At 62.6% G+C, this 15,346-nt stretch carries 16 protein-coding genes and 1 tRNA gene; 10 read left to right on the top strand and 7 right to left on the bottom strand.

The genetic code is table 11. The features are described from left to right. Positions 1–292: 292 nt before the first annotated feature. The gene (locus HU230_RS13935; protein WP_176531170.1) at positions 293–745 is read right to left on the bottom strand and encodes a VOC family protein; all 453 of its coding nucleotides are present in this window, start codon (positions 743–745) and stop codon (positions 293–295) included. A gap of 787 nt (positions 746–1,532) precedes the next feature. Next, entirely contained in the window at positions 1,533–1,706 is a 174-nt protein-coding gene (locus HU230_RS13930) for a hypothetical protein (protein WP_171947558.1), read from the bottom strand. Between the two features lie 168 nt (positions 1,707–1,874). Between HU230_RS13930 and HU230_RS13925 the strand changes: the two genes are divergently transcribed. From HU230_RS13925 to HU230_RS13915, 3 genes are all read left to right on the top strand, one after another. Beyond that, positions 1,875–2,222, top strand: a complete 348-nt coding sequence (locus tag HU230_RS13925) for a GrlR family regulatory protein (protein WP_176531171.1) — start codon at positions 1,875–1,877, stop codon at positions 2,220–2,222. A 241-nt stretch (positions 2,223–2,463) separates the two neighbouring features. Then, positions 2,464–2,649 carry a hypothetical protein gene (locus HU230_RS13920; RefSeq protein WP_224944152.1) on the top strand — a complete coding sequence of 62 codons (186 nt, stop codon included), beginning with the start codon at positions 2,464–2,466 and terminating at the stop codon, positions 2,647–2,649. Positions 2,650–2,996: 347 nt separating this feature from the next. Continuing rightward, a complete protein-coding gene (locus tag HU230_RS13915) occupies positions 2,997–3,278 on the top strand; it encodes a hypothetical protein (protein ID WP_176531172.1) in 282 nt (93 codons plus the stop codon). A 115-nt stretch (positions 3,279–3,393) separates the two neighbouring features. Here the strand turns inward: HU230_RS13915 and HU230_RS13910 are convergent, their stop codons facing one another. Further along, positions 3,394–3,555 carry a hypothetical protein gene (locus HU230_RS13910; protein WP_176531173.1) on the bottom strand — a complete coding sequence of 54 codons (162 nt, stop codon included), beginning with the start codon at positions 3,553–3,555 and terminating at the stop codon, positions 3,394–3,396. A gap of 268 nt (positions 3,556–3,823) precedes the next feature. Here HU230_RS13910 and HU230_RS13905 point away from each other — a divergent pair, with 268 nt between their 5' ends. The 5 genes from HU230_RS13905 (at position 3,824) to HU230_RS13885 (ending at position 7,933) form a co-directional block, all read left to right on the top strand. After that, positions 3,824–4,585 carry an SIR2 family NAD-dependent protein deacylase gene (locus HU230_RS13905; protein WP_176531174.1) on the top strand — a complete coding sequence of 254 codons (762 nt, stop codon included), beginning with the start codon at positions 3,824–3,826 and terminating at the stop codon, positions 4,583–4,585. Positions 4,586–4,796: 211 nt separating this feature from the next. Beyond that, positions 4,797–5,459: a cold-shock protein gene (locus HU230_RS13900; protein WP_176531175.1), complete on the top strand. Its 663-nt coding sequence runs from the start codon at positions 4,797–4,799 to the stop codon at positions 5,457–5,459. A 122-nt stretch (positions 5,460–5,581) separates the two neighbouring features. After that, a complete protein-coding gene (locus HU230_RS13895) occupies positions 5,582–6,061 on the top strand; it encodes a DUF192 domain-containing protein (RefSeq protein ID WP_176531176.1) in 480 nt (159 codons plus the stop codon). A gap of 120 nt (positions 6,062–6,181) precedes the next feature. Beyond that, positions 6,182–6,258: transfer RNA gene (locus HU230_RS13890), tRNA-Pro, on the top strand. Positions 6,259–7,156: 898 nt separating this feature from the next. Beyond that, positions 7,157–7,933 carry a cyclase family protein gene (locus tag HU230_RS13885; protein ID WP_176531177.1) on the top strand — a complete coding sequence of 259 codons (777 nt, stop codon included), beginning with the start codon at positions 7,157–7,159 and terminating at the stop codon, positions 7,931–7,933. A 337-nt stretch (positions 7,934–8,270) separates the two neighbouring features. Here HU230_RS13885 and HU230_RS13880 read toward each other — a convergent pair whose 3' ends face one another. Further along, positions 8,271–8,540 carry a hypothetical protein gene (locus HU230_RS13880; protein WP_176531178.1) on the bottom strand — a complete coding sequence of 90 codons (270 nt, stop codon included), beginning with the start codon at positions 8,538–8,540 and terminating at the stop codon, positions 8,271–8,273. A gap of 366 nt (positions 8,541–8,906) precedes the next feature. Here HU230_RS13880 and HU230_RS13875 point away from each other — a divergent pair, with 366 nt between their 5' ends. Then, a complete protein-coding gene (locus tag HU230_RS13875; protein WP_176531179.1) occupies positions 8,907–10,724 on the top strand; it encodes a carbamoyltransferase family protein in 1,818 nt (605 codons plus the stop codon). Positions 10,725–10,764: 40 nt separating this feature from the next. Here the strand turns inward: HU230_RS13875 and HU230_RS13870 are convergent, their stop codons facing one another. Beyond that, entirely contained in the window at positions 10,765–12,231 is a 1,467-nt protein-coding gene (locus HU230_RS13870) for a SagB/ThcOx family dehydrogenase (protein ID WP_224943266.1), read from the bottom strand. Between the two features lie 12 nt (positions 12,232–12,243). Then, the gene (locus tag HU230_RS13865) at positions 12,244–14,091 is read right to left on the bottom strand and encodes a TOMM precursor leader peptide-binding protein (RefSeq protein ID WP_224943265.1); all 1,848 of its coding nucleotides are present in this window, start codon (positions 14,089–14,091) and stop codon (positions 12,244–12,246) included. 48 nt (positions 14,092–14,139) lie between these two features. On the opposite strand from HU230_RS13865, the gene HU230_RS13860 reads away from it, so the two are divergent. Next, on the top strand, positions 14,140–14,535 hold the full coding sequence (locus tag HU230_RS13860; protein ID WP_224924412.1) for a hypothetical protein: 396 nt from the start codon (positions 14,140–14,142) through the stop codon (positions 14,533–14,535). Between the two features lie 147 nt (positions 14,536–14,682). Here the strand turns inward: HU230_RS13860 and HU230_RS13855 are convergent, their stop codons facing one another. Next, positions 14,683–15,090: a hypothetical protein gene (locus HU230_RS13855; RefSeq protein ID WP_176531181.1), complete on the bottom strand. Its 408-nt coding sequence runs from the start codon at positions 15,088–15,090 to the stop codon at positions 14,683–14,685. Positions 15,091–15,346: the final 256 nt, after the last annotated feature.

Genomic DNA, 15,346 nt, shown 5'->3' with positions numbered 1-15,346 from the left:
GGAAAAGCGCGGGGTGAATTGTACCGAGCGCAAAAAAAGAGGCTCCGCCGCGATGCGGCAGAGCCTCGTCGATATCAGTCAAAGCGCAGTCAGTGACCGAACAGTAACCACAGCACGATGATCACCGGGATCGGCACACCCAACAGCCAAAGCAAAAGTCCTTTTCCCATCTCCTCGCCTCCTCGCATTCGTGTGAGGAGGCAACGTCAACTGCAGCGTCATGTTCCTCGCGATCGCTCCGCGCTTCACCGATGGAGAAGCGCGGATAGGAACGTGCGCGCCAGCGCGGCGTTTACCAGTGCCCGGTGTTCGGCATCGAGGCCCATGGCTCGGCCGGCGCCTTCGGATCGCCCTTCTGCAGGATCTCGATCGAGTGCAAGTCGGGCGAACGCACGAACGCCATGTTGCCGTCGCGCGGCGGACGATTGATGGTGACGCCCATCTTCATCAGCTTCTCACAGGTCGCGTAGATGTCGTCGACCTCGTAGGCGAGATGGCCGAAATGGCGGTCCTCGCCGTATTTCTCCTCGTCCCAATTGTAGGTCAGTTCGACCAGCGGCGCGCCGCGGGTCTGCGGCTGCGACTTGAGCAGATGGAGGTCTTCCTCGGCGCAGAGGAACACCAGCGTGAAGCGGCCCTTGTCATTGTCGATGCGGCGCACTTCCTTCAGCCCCAGCGCGTCCCGATAGAATTTCATCGCGACATCGAGATTGCGGACGCGCAGCATGGTGTGCAGATAGCGCATTTTCTTGTCCTCCTGGGAATTCAGAGATTTTGTTTTGGCTCGGGCGAGACGCACCAAGAAATAGCAGCAAAACGCAGCGCGGGGCAGGGGTCTGCACGACTTTTGCGACCGCTCCGGGCGGCTGCGTTCTCAAGCTTTCGCGAGCCTTCGCATTGAGCGACTGCGACACGCTCATGCCGCGCGCGATACGGGAAAGCCCCGCCCAGGAAAATTCTGGAACGGGGCTTTCGTGGTCGAGCCTTGGAGGCACGGCCCTCTATCTCATCGAATGCCCATCACTGCCAATCAAGGACGCGCGAGGTTGGACCTCCTCTAAAAAAGCAAACCCCGCGAGTGGACTCGCGAGGTCTGATGCCGGCCGGCCTTGGGGAGATCGTGCCGGCAACCAGCCATCTCACGGTGCGCGCGCCGGCAAGTTCCAGCATGCCCGAAAATAGAAAGCCCCGCAGGCTGGATGCGGGGCTTTCCCAGTTGACGGACTGGGGATCTCTCAGGGCGTGAGCCGTCAACTGTTGGGGACCAAACTTAAAGTTGAATTTGTAAAATGCAACAGCGCCGCGTAGACGGAATATGCTCGTCCCACAGCGCTGCGCCAAACGCTGGGCCCTGAAATCCCCAGCGCAGTTTTGTCTTGCCGCTGCGTAAAAGGTTCAAAGGAAAAGCCCGGGGAGCGCGGATTTGCGGGGGCGTTCAGGGCCAGCCTGGCGGTGGGCCCCGGATCACGCGCGATGTGCGCCGGCGCGCGCCGCCGCGCGTGCAATGCAAACGCCGTTGGCCGGTTGCGAACTCACACCTTGATGTCGAGAATGGTCTCGACGGCATCGCGGTCGGCCTTGTTCTTGGCGGCAAAGACGTCGAGCACATCCTCGCTGATGATGCGCGGCTGCTCCTTCGCCGTTTGATCGACGACGAGCTGCACCCTGGCTTGCGTCACTTCGACAGGTACGGGGTAAACGAGCATCGCTCCCTCCCTCCGGCCATCGAACCCTGTCAGGGCTTTCTTAACGATTTGTAAGCGCGTGGACCCGCGCTTTCGGTTCGAATCGGCGGCCGGGCGGTATCGGCCCCGCTCGCCTGCCGCCCGGCTTGGCGCCATACTGCGGGCCTTTGGGACCGGACGGCGCGATCGATGAGGAACGGGCTCTATTCGATCCATATCCATATGATGGACGGCGTGCGGGGCCGCGACAGCGGCGTCCTGATCCTGCGCGATGGTCTGCTGATCGGCGGTGGGCCGCATTTCTGGTCGATCGGGGCCTACACGGCCGGCGAGGGCACCTGGAAGGGGTATCTCAGGACCAACCAGCATTCCCCGTTTTCCGACCCGTTCGCCCGACCGCTGTTCGCCGGCCAGGAGGTGACGAGCGGCTTCTCCGGCACTTTCAGCGGTGACGAGGCCGAAGTGTTCGGGACCGTGCTGGTCGGAACCCGCAGCCTGAGCTTCCGGGCCACCTTGAAAAGGCTGGCCGACGCCTGATTGCGGCAAGGCTGTGGACGAGTGCGCAGCAAGCTTCGCATTCTGTTTGGCAAATCGACCTGTTGCGGTTGTGGATTTGCTGCGGACAAGCGCGGGATATCGTTGTGGATGGATGTCGCGACAAATGAGGCATCCGAACGCCGCCCTACCGGGCCACCGCTAACCCTACCGGGTTAGGTTAAGGGCAATATCGCGTTGTCACCACCTGAGATTGCAGTAGGGATGGTTGCAGGTGACCGCCATGATGCCATCGTTCCATAGCGCTGACAGACCGACCCACCGGCGCGTGATGGTGGTGGGCTTGCTGTTCTGTTCTGCCTTTGTGGCGATCAGCTTCTGGCTTCGGCCGCAGCCGGAGAGTGGCAAGGTCCTCGTGAAGGCGGACCGGCTGGTCCGCACGGCGGGAGAGGCGCGGAGGTCAAACTAGAGCAAATCAAACTGGGGGAGATCAAACCGAAATCGGCAAGCCGAGCCGCGGCCCGGCGCTTAGTCCGGCAGCTTCCCGTTCGGATGCTTGTGATACATCGCGATGCCGATAAAGCCGGCAAAGCCCATCACATTCAGCAGTAGTTCCATCCACGCCGGCATCGATGCCAACCTCGCTCACGGTAATTGTAATCCTTGAGGTTGTGTTTTTGTTCCCGCGCTAACCGATGGTAGCTTTGCGCATTAGCATGGCTGCGGAACCGGAACACCGGGCCCCGGGACCCGCCATCGCTGCAACCATCCCATTGAGCTGGCGTTACCCTTGCGGACTTACGTGAGGAGGTTGCGATGAGAAAGGTATTGGCAGTTTTGGCAACGGTCACGACGGTCGGCGCAACGATGATCAGTGCGCCGGCGCAGGCGCGTCATATCGGTCCTGGCCTGGCTTTCGGTCTGGCTGCCGGCGCACTCGCCGCGGGCGCTGCCGCCGCGTATGGTCCCTACTACTACGGGCCCGGCTACTATCCCGGCTATTATTACGGCCCGCGCTACTATGGCTACTACGGCCCTGGTCCCTACGCGTACTATCGCCCGTATTATCGGCACCACTACTATCGCCACTACTGGTAGCGGCGACGAGCCCGGAGCATATCGCTCCGGGCTTTCTCAACTGCGCGCCATGGTGTGATCGCGCGGATGCGCGTTGGCATCGATCGTCCGGCGAGCGCACGCGGTCGGCGCGGCATCAGGCGGTCTTGCGCTGCAATCCACTCCAGACATTACCGAGCGTGTTGTCGTAATATTCCTGGCGATCGCGCTCGAACTTCTGCTGCGTCGCGCGGAAGCTGGCAACGCGTGCGACGATCTCTTCGCGCTCGCGCGCGGCACTGTCTTTCTGATCGGCCATTGCCCATCCTCTTCGTCATGGTCCTATCCCCGCCGCGCATTGGCATCAGTGAATTGGGCGTCAATGCGGAGCAGGCTTTGCAGGATTGTGATGAAGCCAAGGCAGCCGAAAAGGCAGCGCAACAGCGACGAGCCTGACGCGCCGGCGGAGCAGGTCGCCAACGTAACCCGATCACGGCGGCCTCACCGCCGATCGCTCGCGTGATTGGTTGAGCTCGCAATCGCGCCGACCATGCTATAGTCGCGGCCGGCCAACCGGATCATCCCCAGTGATTGCAAAGGATCTACGTAGCGGCGTCGAGCGGCTCGGCAACATGGTTGCCGAGGCATCGTCGATCGTGCCCTTCACCGGGGCGGGTATTTCCACCGAGTGCGGCATTCCCGACTTCCGCTCGCCTGGCGGGCTGTGGACGCGCAACCGGCCGATCCCGTTCGACGAGTTCGTGGCCAGTCAGGAAGCGCGCGACGAGTCATGGCGTCGGCGCTTGGCAATGGAACCGACATTTGCGGCCGCCAAGCCGGGGCGCGGGCATCGTGCGCTCGCGTCGCTTTACCGGGCCGGCAAGGTTCCCGGCATCATTACCCAAAACATCGACAATCTGCATCAGGCGTCGGGCTTCAAGGCCGATGACGTCATCGAGCTGCACGGCAATACCACCTACGCCCGCTGCATCGGTTGCGGCAAGGACTACGACCTCGCGTCGGTGAAGCTGCACTTCGACAAGAACGGCGCTGCGCCCGACTGCGCGGAGTGCGGCGATCCGGTGAAGACTGCGACGATCTCGTTCGGGCAGTCGATGCCCGAGGATGCGATGCGTCGCGCGGCGGAACTCGCAAGGCACTGCGACCTGTTCCTGGCGATCGGCTCATCGCTGGTGGTCTGGCCCGCTGCAGGCTTTCCGATGATGGCGAAGGAGAGCGGCGCGCGGCTCGTGATCATCAACAACGAGCCGACCGATCAGGACGACATCGCCGACCTGGTGATCCGGCATGACATCGGCGACACGCTTGGTCCATTCGTAGGCAATTGACGCCTGATTGATTCGCGGCTGTGCAAGCCTGTTCATAGTTCCGCAAGAATCGTTTTTTAGCTATGCCCGGCAAGCGGGAGTGTTATCTTTTGGTTGAGAGATTCGCGCAGCGTCCAGATGATTTGTCCAAGTGAGTTGGTCATGGAGAGCAGCGTGTACAGGGTGCGCCGCAACGTCGGCGCTCTGCATTTGATGTGTGGGGTCCGGGGTCATGGGGTCGGACGGATTTGAGTCCAAGAAGCTCGGCGGACCGCCGATAGGCGGAGTTGGGCAAAGCAGGATTGCACAAGGCGAGTACGGCAGCGCGCCGCGCGATCCGGCGATGGATGCCTTCTCCGGTCTCGGCGACGCCGCGGCCAACCTCGTCGAAGTCTCCGGCGTCATCAAATGGTTCGACGCCTCGAAAGGCTACGGCTTCATCGTCCCCGACAATGGCTGGCCCGACATCCTGCTGCACGTGACGGTGCTGCGGCGCGACGGCCATCAGACCGCCTATGAGGGCGCGCGGCTCGTCGTCGAGTGCGTGCAGCGCGCGAAGGGCTACCAGGCCTTCCGCATCGTTTCGATGGACGAGTCGGCCGCGATCCATCCGGCGCAGATGCTGCCGCCGCGAACCCATGTCACCGTGACCGCGACCAGCGGGCTCGAGCGTGCACAGGTCAAGTGGTTCAACCGGCTGCGCGGCTTCGGCTTCGTGACTTGCGGGGAGGGCACGCCCGACATCTTCGTGCACATGGAGACGCTGCGCCGCTTCGGCATGACCGAGCTGCGCCCCGGCCAGTACGTGCTGGTGCGGTTCGGGCCCGGCTCCAAGGGCATGATGGCCGCCGAGATCCACCCGGAGACCGGTCCATCGGCGCTGTCGTCGCACTGAGCCCCGAGTTGGACTCCCTGACGGAAACGTGAGCCGCCGGCGAGCCGCCAGGGCTCTGGCATTTGCCGCAATCATCGGGTTAGGGTCCGCCGGAAAACCTTCCCCGGTGTGAGTATTTGTCGATGGATTTCGATCGCATGGTTGGGCGGCTTCGCCCGTGGCTCGTGGCCTCCCTCATCATGACGTTCGGCGCGCTGCTGGCCCCGGCCGCGCAGGCTGCCAGCGTCCAGCCGCTCGAGATCGTCACCAAGTCAGGCGTGCATGTCTTCTCCGTCGAAATGGCGACCACCGAGCAGGAGAAGGAGACCGGCCTGATGTACCGGAAGGAGCTCGCGGACGGCAAAGGCATGCTGTTCGACTTCACGCCGGAGCAGGAAGTGTCGATGTGGATGAAGAACACCTACATCTCGCTCGACATGATCTTCATCCGCGCCGACGGCCGCATCCTGCGGATCGCCGAAAACACGGAGCCGATGTCGACCAAGATCATTCCGTCGCGGGGGCTCGCCAGGGGCGTTCTCGAGGTGATTGCCGGCACTGCGCAGAAATACGGCATCCAGCCCGGCGACCGGGTCGGCCACCCGCTGTTCGGCGGCCACTAGCTCTCTGTTCCCAGCGGTTTCTGGGCGGGAAACCGTTGCCGATCTCCCGGCCGGAAGTCGCGCACCGGTGCCTTGCTGGCGCTGGCTGAAGCGTGTATCCACGGGGCTTCTCGGAAATGTCGGGGTATAGCGCAGCCTGGTAGCGCGGCAGTTTTGGGTACTGCAGGTCGTTGGTTCGAATCCAGCTGCCCCGACCATTTAAATCAAAGACTTGATAGGTTTTTCGAGGCTTTTTACGTCCCGGATTTTGCGTCTGGGAAGGGCATGGAAGGAAGAGGGCGGCGTCTTGGACGAGTCCGTCGAACTTACCCGACATGCTCTCGCTGATCAGGCCTGCCAATGTGTGAGATCCGAAACAGCCGGTAGTGAGCGACAAGCGCATCACGACGCTCCGCTGATCCACAAATCGCGGTCAGTTTTCATCCTGAAAGAGCAAGCGCGGGACCGAAACCCCGCGCTCCGCTCGTCGCAACTTCAGCCGCCCGGGCGCTGACCAGATCAACGAGCCGGCGGGTTGTAGCGATCCAAGATCACGGTTCTTGAGCCGCTCTCCGACGGTCGCGGGATGGCGTCGTCGAATTTGTGATAGCGGTCAAATTGCTGCTGCTCATCGCGCAGATGTGGCGCTTCGGCGGACGCGTAAGCTCTATTTGCACCGTTCCAGTGATCAAATCCCGACACGACGCAACCCCGTCTTGATTCAGATGCAGGTGGGTTAGCATCGTTGGGAGGGTATCTCTGTATCGCCGTGGCAACACCACCAGCAATCCGCGCGACATGAGGACACGGATTGTTTCTGTGGCTCTCCGTGCGTGAACAGGCACGGGTAACCACGCTTCGGCCGGGATGTCTTGCCTGACGCAACAACGCCGCCTGGACGGAATATGGATCGTCCAGACGGCGTCGCCGAATACTGGGCCCTGAAATCCCCAGTGCCCATGGGTCGTCCCCGTGTGAAATAGGTTCAACGTTGCGGCGCCTTGCCGCTGTCGCAACAGGGGCACGCCCTGATCTCGAGCGGATGTGGCTTGCCGACGGTGCGCGCGGACTGGCAGGTTGGCTCAGCCTGACAAGACCAATCCGCGAGGAGGCACCATGGCGCGCAGACTGATCGATATCTCCGTTCCCCTGCAGAACGACGTTCCGGCCGATCCGCCGGGCAATCACCCGACCATCCAGTATATCGACCATCAGCAAGGGCTGCCGCGCATGCTGCAGTTCTTCGATGGGCTGAAGGCTGCGGATCTGCCTGACGGGCAGGGCTGGGCCGTCGAGCAGGTCTCGCTCTCCACGCACAACGGCACGCATCTCGATGCGCCCTGGCATTTCCATCCGACCATGAACCGCGGCGAGCGCTCTTGGACCATCGACGAGGTGCCGCTGGAATGGTGCTTCCAGCCCGGCGTCAAGCTCGACTTCCGCCATCTGCCTGACGGCTACGTCGCGACCGCAGGCGATGTCGAAGCCGAGCTGAAGCGGATCGGCCATACGCTGTCGCCGCTCGAGATCGTCGTCGTCAACACCAGCGCCGGCGCGAAATATGGCCAGGCCGACTACGTCAATTCGGGCTGTGGCATGGGCTATGAGGCGACGATGTATCTGCTCGAGCGCGGTGTGCGGCTGACCGGCATCGACGGCTGGAGCTGGGACGCGCCGTTCGTCTTCACCGCGAAGAGATACGCCGAGACCAGGGACGCCAGCCTGATCTGGGAAGGCCACAAGGCCGGACGCCACATCGGCTACTGCCACATCGAGAAGCTGCACAATCTCGAGCAGCTGCCGGCGACCGGGTTCATGGTGTCGTGCTTCCCGGTGAAGATCGAGCGCGCGTCGGCGGGGTGGACGAGGGCGGTCGCGATCCTCGACGATTAGGCGCCTTCGGGCTGTTCCGCCCAGTTCGGGAACCCGTGGACATGCTGTGCATTACGGCAGGTTGTTGCGGCATGGCTACAGCCAGAGGCAGCCGAATCTGCTCTTATGCACGTCGTAGATGCATTGGGTGATCGGGCCGGCGGCTCGTCCTCGCGTCCCGATTTCTGAAGCGTTCTCTCCCGTGACTAGAGCCCCGGCGTCTCCCGGGGCTCTTTCTTGCGTGCCGCAGGTGAGCCGCGCCGCAGCAAGTGAATCAAGCCCCAAAAGAAAATCAGGTGCGCCGGAACCGACGCACCTGATTGATGTCTTCAATATCGCTTGTATCGGCCGTCGGTTGTTACCAGCGGCAAACGCGAACACCACGCGGGGTCCACCAGCAACGGGGACCGACGTAACCGCCGTAGTAGCCATAGCCGCGGCCATAACCATATCCGCGACCATAACCCCATCCGCGTCCGCGACCCCAGCCGCCGCCGCGTCCGCGCCATTGCGCCTGCGCAGACGACGTGGTGGCGCCGACCAGGATGGCAGAGGTGCTTGCGACATAGACGAACAACAAAGCGACTGCTGCGAGGCAACGAGTCAGGATATTGTAGCGTTTAGTCATTCCGAAGATCTCCAGTCACTTCCAAACATCTGAACTGATGCTGGCTGTCTCGCTTAGACGCGCGACACCGGCATCCGGTTCGAGCATGCTAAGACAATATTTTCACTAAGGTTCTTGCGAGCTTTAACGACTCTATTGAGACCAACAGGTAAGGTCAAGTTACGTTCCCGCCTGCAAAGGATGATGTGGTTGCTACACTCATCTTGTCGTTCATCCGCCGTTCATTCTGTTCATCTTGCATTGCGCCGATGTGATTTGTGCATCGCAGAAGCAGAGATTTGCGAGCCGCGGAAAATGCCGTCGAGAACTTGAAGTCGACACGATCATGTTCTCTGAGCGTTTCAGAATCCTCCCCGAAGAGTGCCCATGCCGAAACAACACACCTACGTCCTTGGTCTCAACGTCTACGACCATGACGTGAGCGCCTGCCTGCTCCGTGACGGCGCGATCGCCTATGCGATCTCCAAGGAGCGCATCACCCGCGAGAAGCACGCCTCCGGCTTCTATAAGGAAGTCATCGACTACTGCCTGTCCGCCGAGGGCATCACGCTCGACGACGTCGATCTGGTGGTGCGCAACAGCTACATCCTGCCGGTGCCCGAGATGGAGGAGCGGATGCTCCACCAGGACATGCCGGGCTTCCTGCCGATCGCCGAGCGGAACGAGGCGATCAAGCATCCGCTGTTTCGCGCGAAGTCCGACAAGGTGGTGTCGATCTCGCATCACCTCGCGCATGCCTATAGCGCGTTCGCGGTGTCGCCGTTCAGGGACGGCGTCGTGATGATTGTCGACGGCGTCGGCAACTATCAGGCCGACGCGATGGAAACCTATCCGCAGGATGGGGCATCGCCGCTCGCCCGCGAGTCCGAGAGTTACTACAGGTTCGACGATACAAAGCTCGAATGCCTGAAGAAGGTCTTTATGGAGCCGGCGCGCGGTCTCTTGTCGGACGAGTTCTACAACATGCCGGGTCTCGGCGCGCTGTACAGCCGGGTCTCGACCTATGTGTTCGGCGACTGGAACAAGTGCGGCGAGCTGATGGGGCTTGCACCCTATGGCCGCCGCGAGCAGGTCGGCCATCTGCTTGAAATGAAGGACGGCACGCTGCACGTGCCGTTCTGGGGCGAGGAGAACCGGCAGCCCTTCGTGCTCGACAGCGGCAGCTGGGACAAGAGCCCGACGATGCGGCACTGGGAGGACATCGCCTGGCGGGTGCAGGACGACACCGAGAACGTGCTGCTGGCGCGGGCGCGCTGGCTGCGCGAGAGTACCGGCGCCAAGAACCTCTGCATCGCCGGCGGCGTCGCGCTCAACTGCGTCGCGAACGGGCGCATCGCACGCGAGGCGGGCTTCGAAAATGTCTGGATCCAGCCCGCCGCCGGCGACGACGGCATCGCCATCGGCTGCGCCTATTACGGCTGGCTGGAGATCCTCAAGCAGCGCCGCGCCTTCGTGATGGAGCATGCCTATGTCGGCCGGCGCTACAGCGACGCCGAGGTCGCGGCCGCGCTGCAGAGCTTCCTGGTCCGCATCCAGGTCGACGCGAAGCGCAGCGACAATATCTGTCGCGATACCGCGAAGCTGCTCGCCGACCAGCGCGTGATCGGCTGGTTTCAGGGGCCTTCTGAATTCGGTCCGCGCGCGCTGGGCAACCGCAGCCTGATCGCCGATCCGCGCAAGGCCGAGATGAAGGACATCCTCAACAGCCGCGTCAAGCACCGCCAGGCCTTCCGGCCGTTCGCGCCGATCGTGCTGGCCGAGCGCATGAAGGAGATCTTCGAGGGCGAGGAGGACTCACCCTATATGCTGATCGCCAAGCCGGTGCGCCCCGAATGGCGCGACAAGATCCCGGCGATCGTGCATGTCGATGGCTCGGCGCGGGTGCAGAGCGTGCGGGAGGAAACCAACCCGGTGCTCTATCGCCTGCTGAAGGAGTTCGAGGCGCTGACCGGTGTGCCGGTGCTGATCAACACCTCGTTCAACGTCAAGGGCGAGCCGATCATCGAGACGCCGCAGGACGCGGTGAGCTGCTTCCTCACCACCGGGATCGACAACCTCGTGCTGCACGACACGCTGGTGTCGAAGACCAAAATGCACAAGGTCGTCACGCCTGTCATGACGACGTTCGGCGACGTCGCCACCATCGTCTCCTCGACCACGCAGGACGGCAGCCGCGGCGGCTGATCACAGTCCTCCAGGCAAGCTTGTCACGGCGGATCGAGGACTATCCGGCAGGGGGCGGTTCCATGCCGCGCCCCAGCCCGAACTGGCCGACCGGTCCCTCGACGTGAATGTCGAGCCCGGTCATCTTCGCGAACAGATCGATATTGGTGGTGCCGATCGCACAGCCGCCGAGGCCCAAATCCGTCGCCACCAGGTACAGCGTTTGGGTCAGGACGCCGACATCCTTCAGGATGAGCGCATAGGCGATGGCGCTGTACTTCCAAGAGATCCGGCCAAATCGCGCGGCGATCGTGATCAGGACCTGCGGTGGAGACGGCGCGTCCATAGCAAATCCCGCGCTTTGCAACATGGCCTCGAATTGTTGTGGGCGAACGTCGATGGCCGCCAACGCATGCGCATCGGCGTCGTAGTGATAGAAACCTGGCGTCAGGCCGTCGCAATTCGCGACTGCCAGATAGAGCTCAAGCTCGTAGGCGCTGCCCGCTGCCGGATACGGCCTGCTGGTATATTCGATATCGGGACCATCGTCGGCAAACTCCAGCCGCCCGCTCCATTTCGCCCGGACCCGCGCGACGTTGTTCAGCAACGTCGAAAGTTCAGCCAATGTGATAGGCTTGTGATCGTCGAATTCGCGCGTCGAATGCCGGTCATGCAGCAGTTGTTCCAGCGGCGAGGCGATGCGGTCGGATTCCGGCAGCTTGATGCGCTTACCGGGCCAGGCGGGTCGGATCGCGGGGAGCGGCGCAATCAGGCCGGTGTGCGGATAGAGGCCACCCAGCGGACTGGCCTGTCGGCCTTCCGTGCTGCGAGCATGGAACAGCAAATCGTGAAAATCCCAGAGCACGAGGCTGTCATCGCCTTCCGCCTTTCGCAGCGCATCGCGTTGTGCCGCGTCGATCTCGATCAGGATTTGGCAGTCCAGCAGCAGCGCAAGCAATGCAGGGCCCGGATAGCTATCCAGACGCCGGATGCGGCTGATCTTCTGAGGACTGGCAAGGATGGTCAGCAGAGCCGCAATCCGCGCATCATGGATCCTCAACAGTGCGCCGGCCCGCGGTGATTCCAGAATCATCTCGGTGCCGCGCCGCCGAAGATAGGCGAAGCGCGACAGCACGACTGTTGCCGCATCGTCGAGCTTTGCCGCTCGCGGCCAGTAATCAGGGGTCTGCGGCTCGATCGTGACGAGATCATTAGCGTCGCCCGGACGCGCCAAGCGATATTCCAGCAGTCCGCGGCGTGCCAATTGCCGCATCAGGCGCTCGACCTCTCGCTCGACCGCATCGCCTTCAGAGCGCGGAAGCGGCAGGCCCACCCGCAGTTCGAGGGCGCGTTCCGCTGCGGCTGCGCTGAACGTTCCCAGAGGCTCCGAATAGCCTTCGACATGGGCCGCTATGCTCCCGTCAGGTTGCGCTTCGAGCGCTACGAGCGGGTTGAGCCGAACCAAGACAACCGGCGGCGTGGTGCGTGGCGATTTCTTTTTCTGGTACTTTTTGCTGGGCGCGCGCACGCCGGTATCACCTCAAGTGTGCGGGAGGAATGGCGTCAACTCGCTTTCCAGCGATGGCCGATCGCGCAATCCGAGCTTGACGGGCACATCATAGAGCCGCCCCGGCGCGAAGCGGCGATAGAAATGGCGCATTCCGGGAACGATGACCCGGACCACCGGTACCTCGACGTCGGGCCGCGTTTGGTCGAGGACGAGGAAGTCGAGACCCGCGCGCGCCGCGATGTCAACGCAGGCATCCACCTGTGCGCGGGTATTGTCGAGCGGCACGTCTGCCGCGACGGCCGGCGGGATGACGGGATTGGCACTTGGAATCAGGAACGGATATTCGTCGAGCCGCAGCGGATTGACGCCATCGAGGCTCGGCTTCTCGCCGCTGCCACCACCCATCAGACCGATGGAGAGGAACTGATTCAACTCGGTCAACGACCGCAGCACCGCGATACGCGGATCGAAGTGAGCGCCCGAGCCAAACTCGATGTTTTCCTGACCGTTCTGCATCCAATGCACGATCGCGACATAGGTCGGGACGCCGAGATCGCTGGTGATATCCAGCACCCAGAGCCGCCGGCCCGTTTCCTCGAGTTGGGTCTTCAGATCGCGGACGTAGGAATCGTCGAACTGGTTCAGGTCGACCGCAGCCCGTTGCGACCGGTTGTACCACCAGATCGCATAGGCGTCGCGCTCCATCAATTCGAGGAAGCCCTGCACGATGGCTTCCTCGCGGGTATTGCCGGCAGCGCAGCCGTTGGAATCAGCGGCGAAGGCCGCCGGACCCTGATAGAAGAAATACAGGAGGCTGGTCGGAATCTGCCTGAACCGCTTGTCGCGCAACGACCAGACGGGTGACCATTCGATTTTCGCGGACGGATCAAACGGCTCGGGGGCGGGCTGGGTGTGGTGTGAGTCGTGGGGATTCGGCACGGCGCTGCCGCGGTACTGCTCGTCGCTGAAGAGCAGGATGTCGTTGGGACGGATTGCGTCGCCAGGGGGGAAGTCGGCGAAGCGTTTTCGGGCCCGGATCTCATCACCCTGGAAAATCCCCGAATATCGCTCGATTGCTTCCATCAGAGCGCTGGCCTCGCCTTGCTCGGCCGTGCTGCCCTTGCCGAAACTGCCGCCGCTCAGCCCGGCGCGGAGCTGATCCACGTTCTGCGCCGGCGCGGAGAAGTTATGTTGGGCATAGAAATTGGTGTTCATCGGCAGATCGACTTCGATCCGCTCCAGCCGCGTCACCACACCGGTGAGGGGGCTGACATGCTTCTTGAACCGCGCCACTGTGGCGCGGGACGAGACGGTGCGATAGCCGCCACTGGTCATGATCAGCTTGGCGCCGGGTCCCAATTCGACCGGTTGTGGTGACCGCCGCGGGTTTTGCAGTTTCTTGTTGCCGCAGGTTGGGCATTGCGGGCGGGCTGCCACGTAGTGTTTTGCAATGGTCGAGCCCAGCAGGTCGAGACTGACGATGTGATTGCGCAGATCGGTGCGGAAGCCGCTCGCGATCGCCTTGGCGACTTCAACCGCCGCAAAGTGGATGGCGCTCTGTCCAACGGTGTGCTGTGCGAGCGCAGAAACCGCGACCCGCCGCGCCGCGCCGCGATCAAGGAAGCCCTTGACCTCGCGGTTGCGGATCATCCGGTCGTACAGGCAGGTCCAGCATGCGGTCTCGCCCGGGTTGAAGATGGGGCCGATCAGGGGAAATACCCCGGAGGGCTGCATCAGCAACCAGGCTGATCCGTCGGACACGTGCTGCAGGTTGCGTTCGGCGAGCCGCCGATCGAGATAGTCGTTCACCAACGTAACCGTAAGGTCGGGCGATGTCTTGACGACGCGGACGCCCAGCTCCTGCAGGGCCTTGCTCAATTCGGCCGCGCCCCTGACGTCGATCGTCTCAAGTCGAACGCGGCAGTTGTGAAGGTTTTGCTCGGCTATCGCGTCGGGAAGGCCCAGGCTCGCCCAAAGCCCCGCCGCGGCGGTGCCGGGACCTGGCGATTTCGCGATCACATAGCGGCGGTCGAGCAGTCGCTTGATGGCTTCATTGACCTTGTCGGGCGGAAACTTTCGCCCGAGCTTGTCCGTGAGCTTGGCGACGCTGCATCCATTTGCACCGATTGCCGACGCCAGCGTGCAATAGAGCTCGCCATGGAGAAAGAACTTTCGATCTTCGGAATAGAGGCAGACAACATCCGGAGGCAGCACGTAGGCCGTGAAATTCGGTGCGAACTGCAGAACGTCGTTGTTGGCGCGCTGGGTGGATTTGCCTGGCAAAGAGTCTCGTTCCTGTGCAGCTTGTGGGTCGATCATTGAAGCGGGCGAGGCGCTGGCCTCGACACGTCCGCGTCGTTGCCCGAAGCGAGCCGCGCAACGATACGGACACAATACAAATTTGGCCGGGTCGACGTGTGTCGGACCCGGCCATGACGATCGAGGTGTGTCAACGCGATGCTGTTTCGACTAGCAGACGCGGCAGGCGCCCCACGACAGACAGCAGCCGCCACCGCAACCCGCGCAGCCACCGCAGCGGCAGGCACGGCAGCCACGGCAACCGCGACAGCCACGGCAACCTCGGCAGCCGCCGCATCCGCGCCACGCGACCTGGACGCCGGCTCCGATGTCTTCCTTGTCGAACAGGTGGAACGTCGCCAGGCTGACGTCGGCGATTTCTTCTTCGCCGAGTGTGATGGCTTGCGTCGGTCCGTACTTCTGAATCTGCGGCGCGTCTGCTGCCGGAACGGCGGATGCGGACGCCCCCCCCACCAGCGAGAAAGTCAATCCGGCTGCACCCAAAGCGGGCACAGCGGCCTTGGTCACACGCTTGCTGGTCACACGCTTGGTCTTGGGGGCTTGCTTCACTCGCGGCATGCTCGCATCCTCCATTCTTGACGTGTTGTCGATTTCAACTCTCGTGTAATTGTACAATTCGTCGCAGCTGCATGCAAGGCGCGCTGCGCGCACACTCTCGCGAGGCGCTAACGTGCATCAAGTAATGTCGTTCATCTTCGTTCTCGGGTTCATCTTGATGAACGCGATTATTGGGCCTGCCCTGTCGCTCAGGCGCGATCGTTGACGATGCGGGAATTTGCATGCTGCACTGCGGTTGTCCTGACGCCGAAGCGAG

It is taken from the genome of Bradyrhizobium quebecense (genome assembly GCF_013373795.3).
Lineage (GTDB): Bacteria > Pseudomonadota > Alphaproteobacteria > Rhizobiales > Xanthobacteraceae > Bradyrhizobium > Bradyrhizobium quebecense.
The sequence above is the reverse complement of the archived record's forward strand: the minus strand, read 5'-3'. Positions and strand labels throughout refer to the sequence as shown.

Coding starts and splice junctions, on each gene's coding strand:
- HU230_RS13935 (WP_176531170.1), bottom strand. CDS start 745: ATGCGCTATCTGCACACCATGCTGCGCGTCCGCAATCTCGATGTCGCG.
- HU230_RS13930 (WP_171947558.1), bottom strand. CDS start 1,706: ATGCTCGTTTACCCCGTACCTGTCGAAGTGACGCAAGCCAGGGTGCAG.
- HU230_RS13925 (WP_176531171.1), top strand. CDS start 1,875: ATGAGGAACGGGCTCTATTCGATCCATATCCATATGATGGACGGCGTG.
- HU230_RS13920 (WP_224944152.1), top strand. CDS start 2,464: ATGATGCCATCGTTCCATAGCGCTGACAGACCGACCCACCGGCGCGTG.
- HU230_RS13915 (WP_176531172.1), top strand. CDS start 2,997: ATGAGAAAGGTATTGGCAGTTTTGGCAACGGTCACGACGGTCGGCGCA.
- HU230_RS13910 (WP_176531173.1), bottom strand. CDS start 3,555: ATGGCCGATCAGAAAGACAGTGCCGCGCGCGAGCGCGAAGAGATCGTC.
- HU230_RS13900 (WP_176531175.1), top strand. CDS start 4,797: ATGGGGTCGGACGGATTTGAGTCCAAGAAGCTCGGCGGACCGCCGATA.
- HU230_RS13895 (WP_176531176.1), top strand. CDS start 5,582: ATGGATTTCGATCGCATGGTTGGGCGGCTTCGCCCGTGGCTCGTGGCC.
- HU230_RS13885 (WP_176531177.1), top strand. CDS start 7,157: ATGGCGCGCAGACTGATCGATATCTCCGTTCCCCTGCAGAACGACGTT.
- HU230_RS13880 (WP_176531178.1), bottom strand. CDS start 8,540: ATGACTAAACGCTACAATATCCTGACTCGTTGCCTCGCAGCAGTCGCT.
- HU230_RS13875 (WP_176531179.1), top strand. CDS start 8,907: ATGCCGAAACAACACACCTACGTCCTTGGTCTCAACGTCTACGACCAT.
- HU230_RS13855 (WP_176531181.1), bottom strand. CDS start 15,090: ATGCCGCGAGTGAAGCAAGCCCCCAAGACCAAGCGTGTGACCAGCAAG.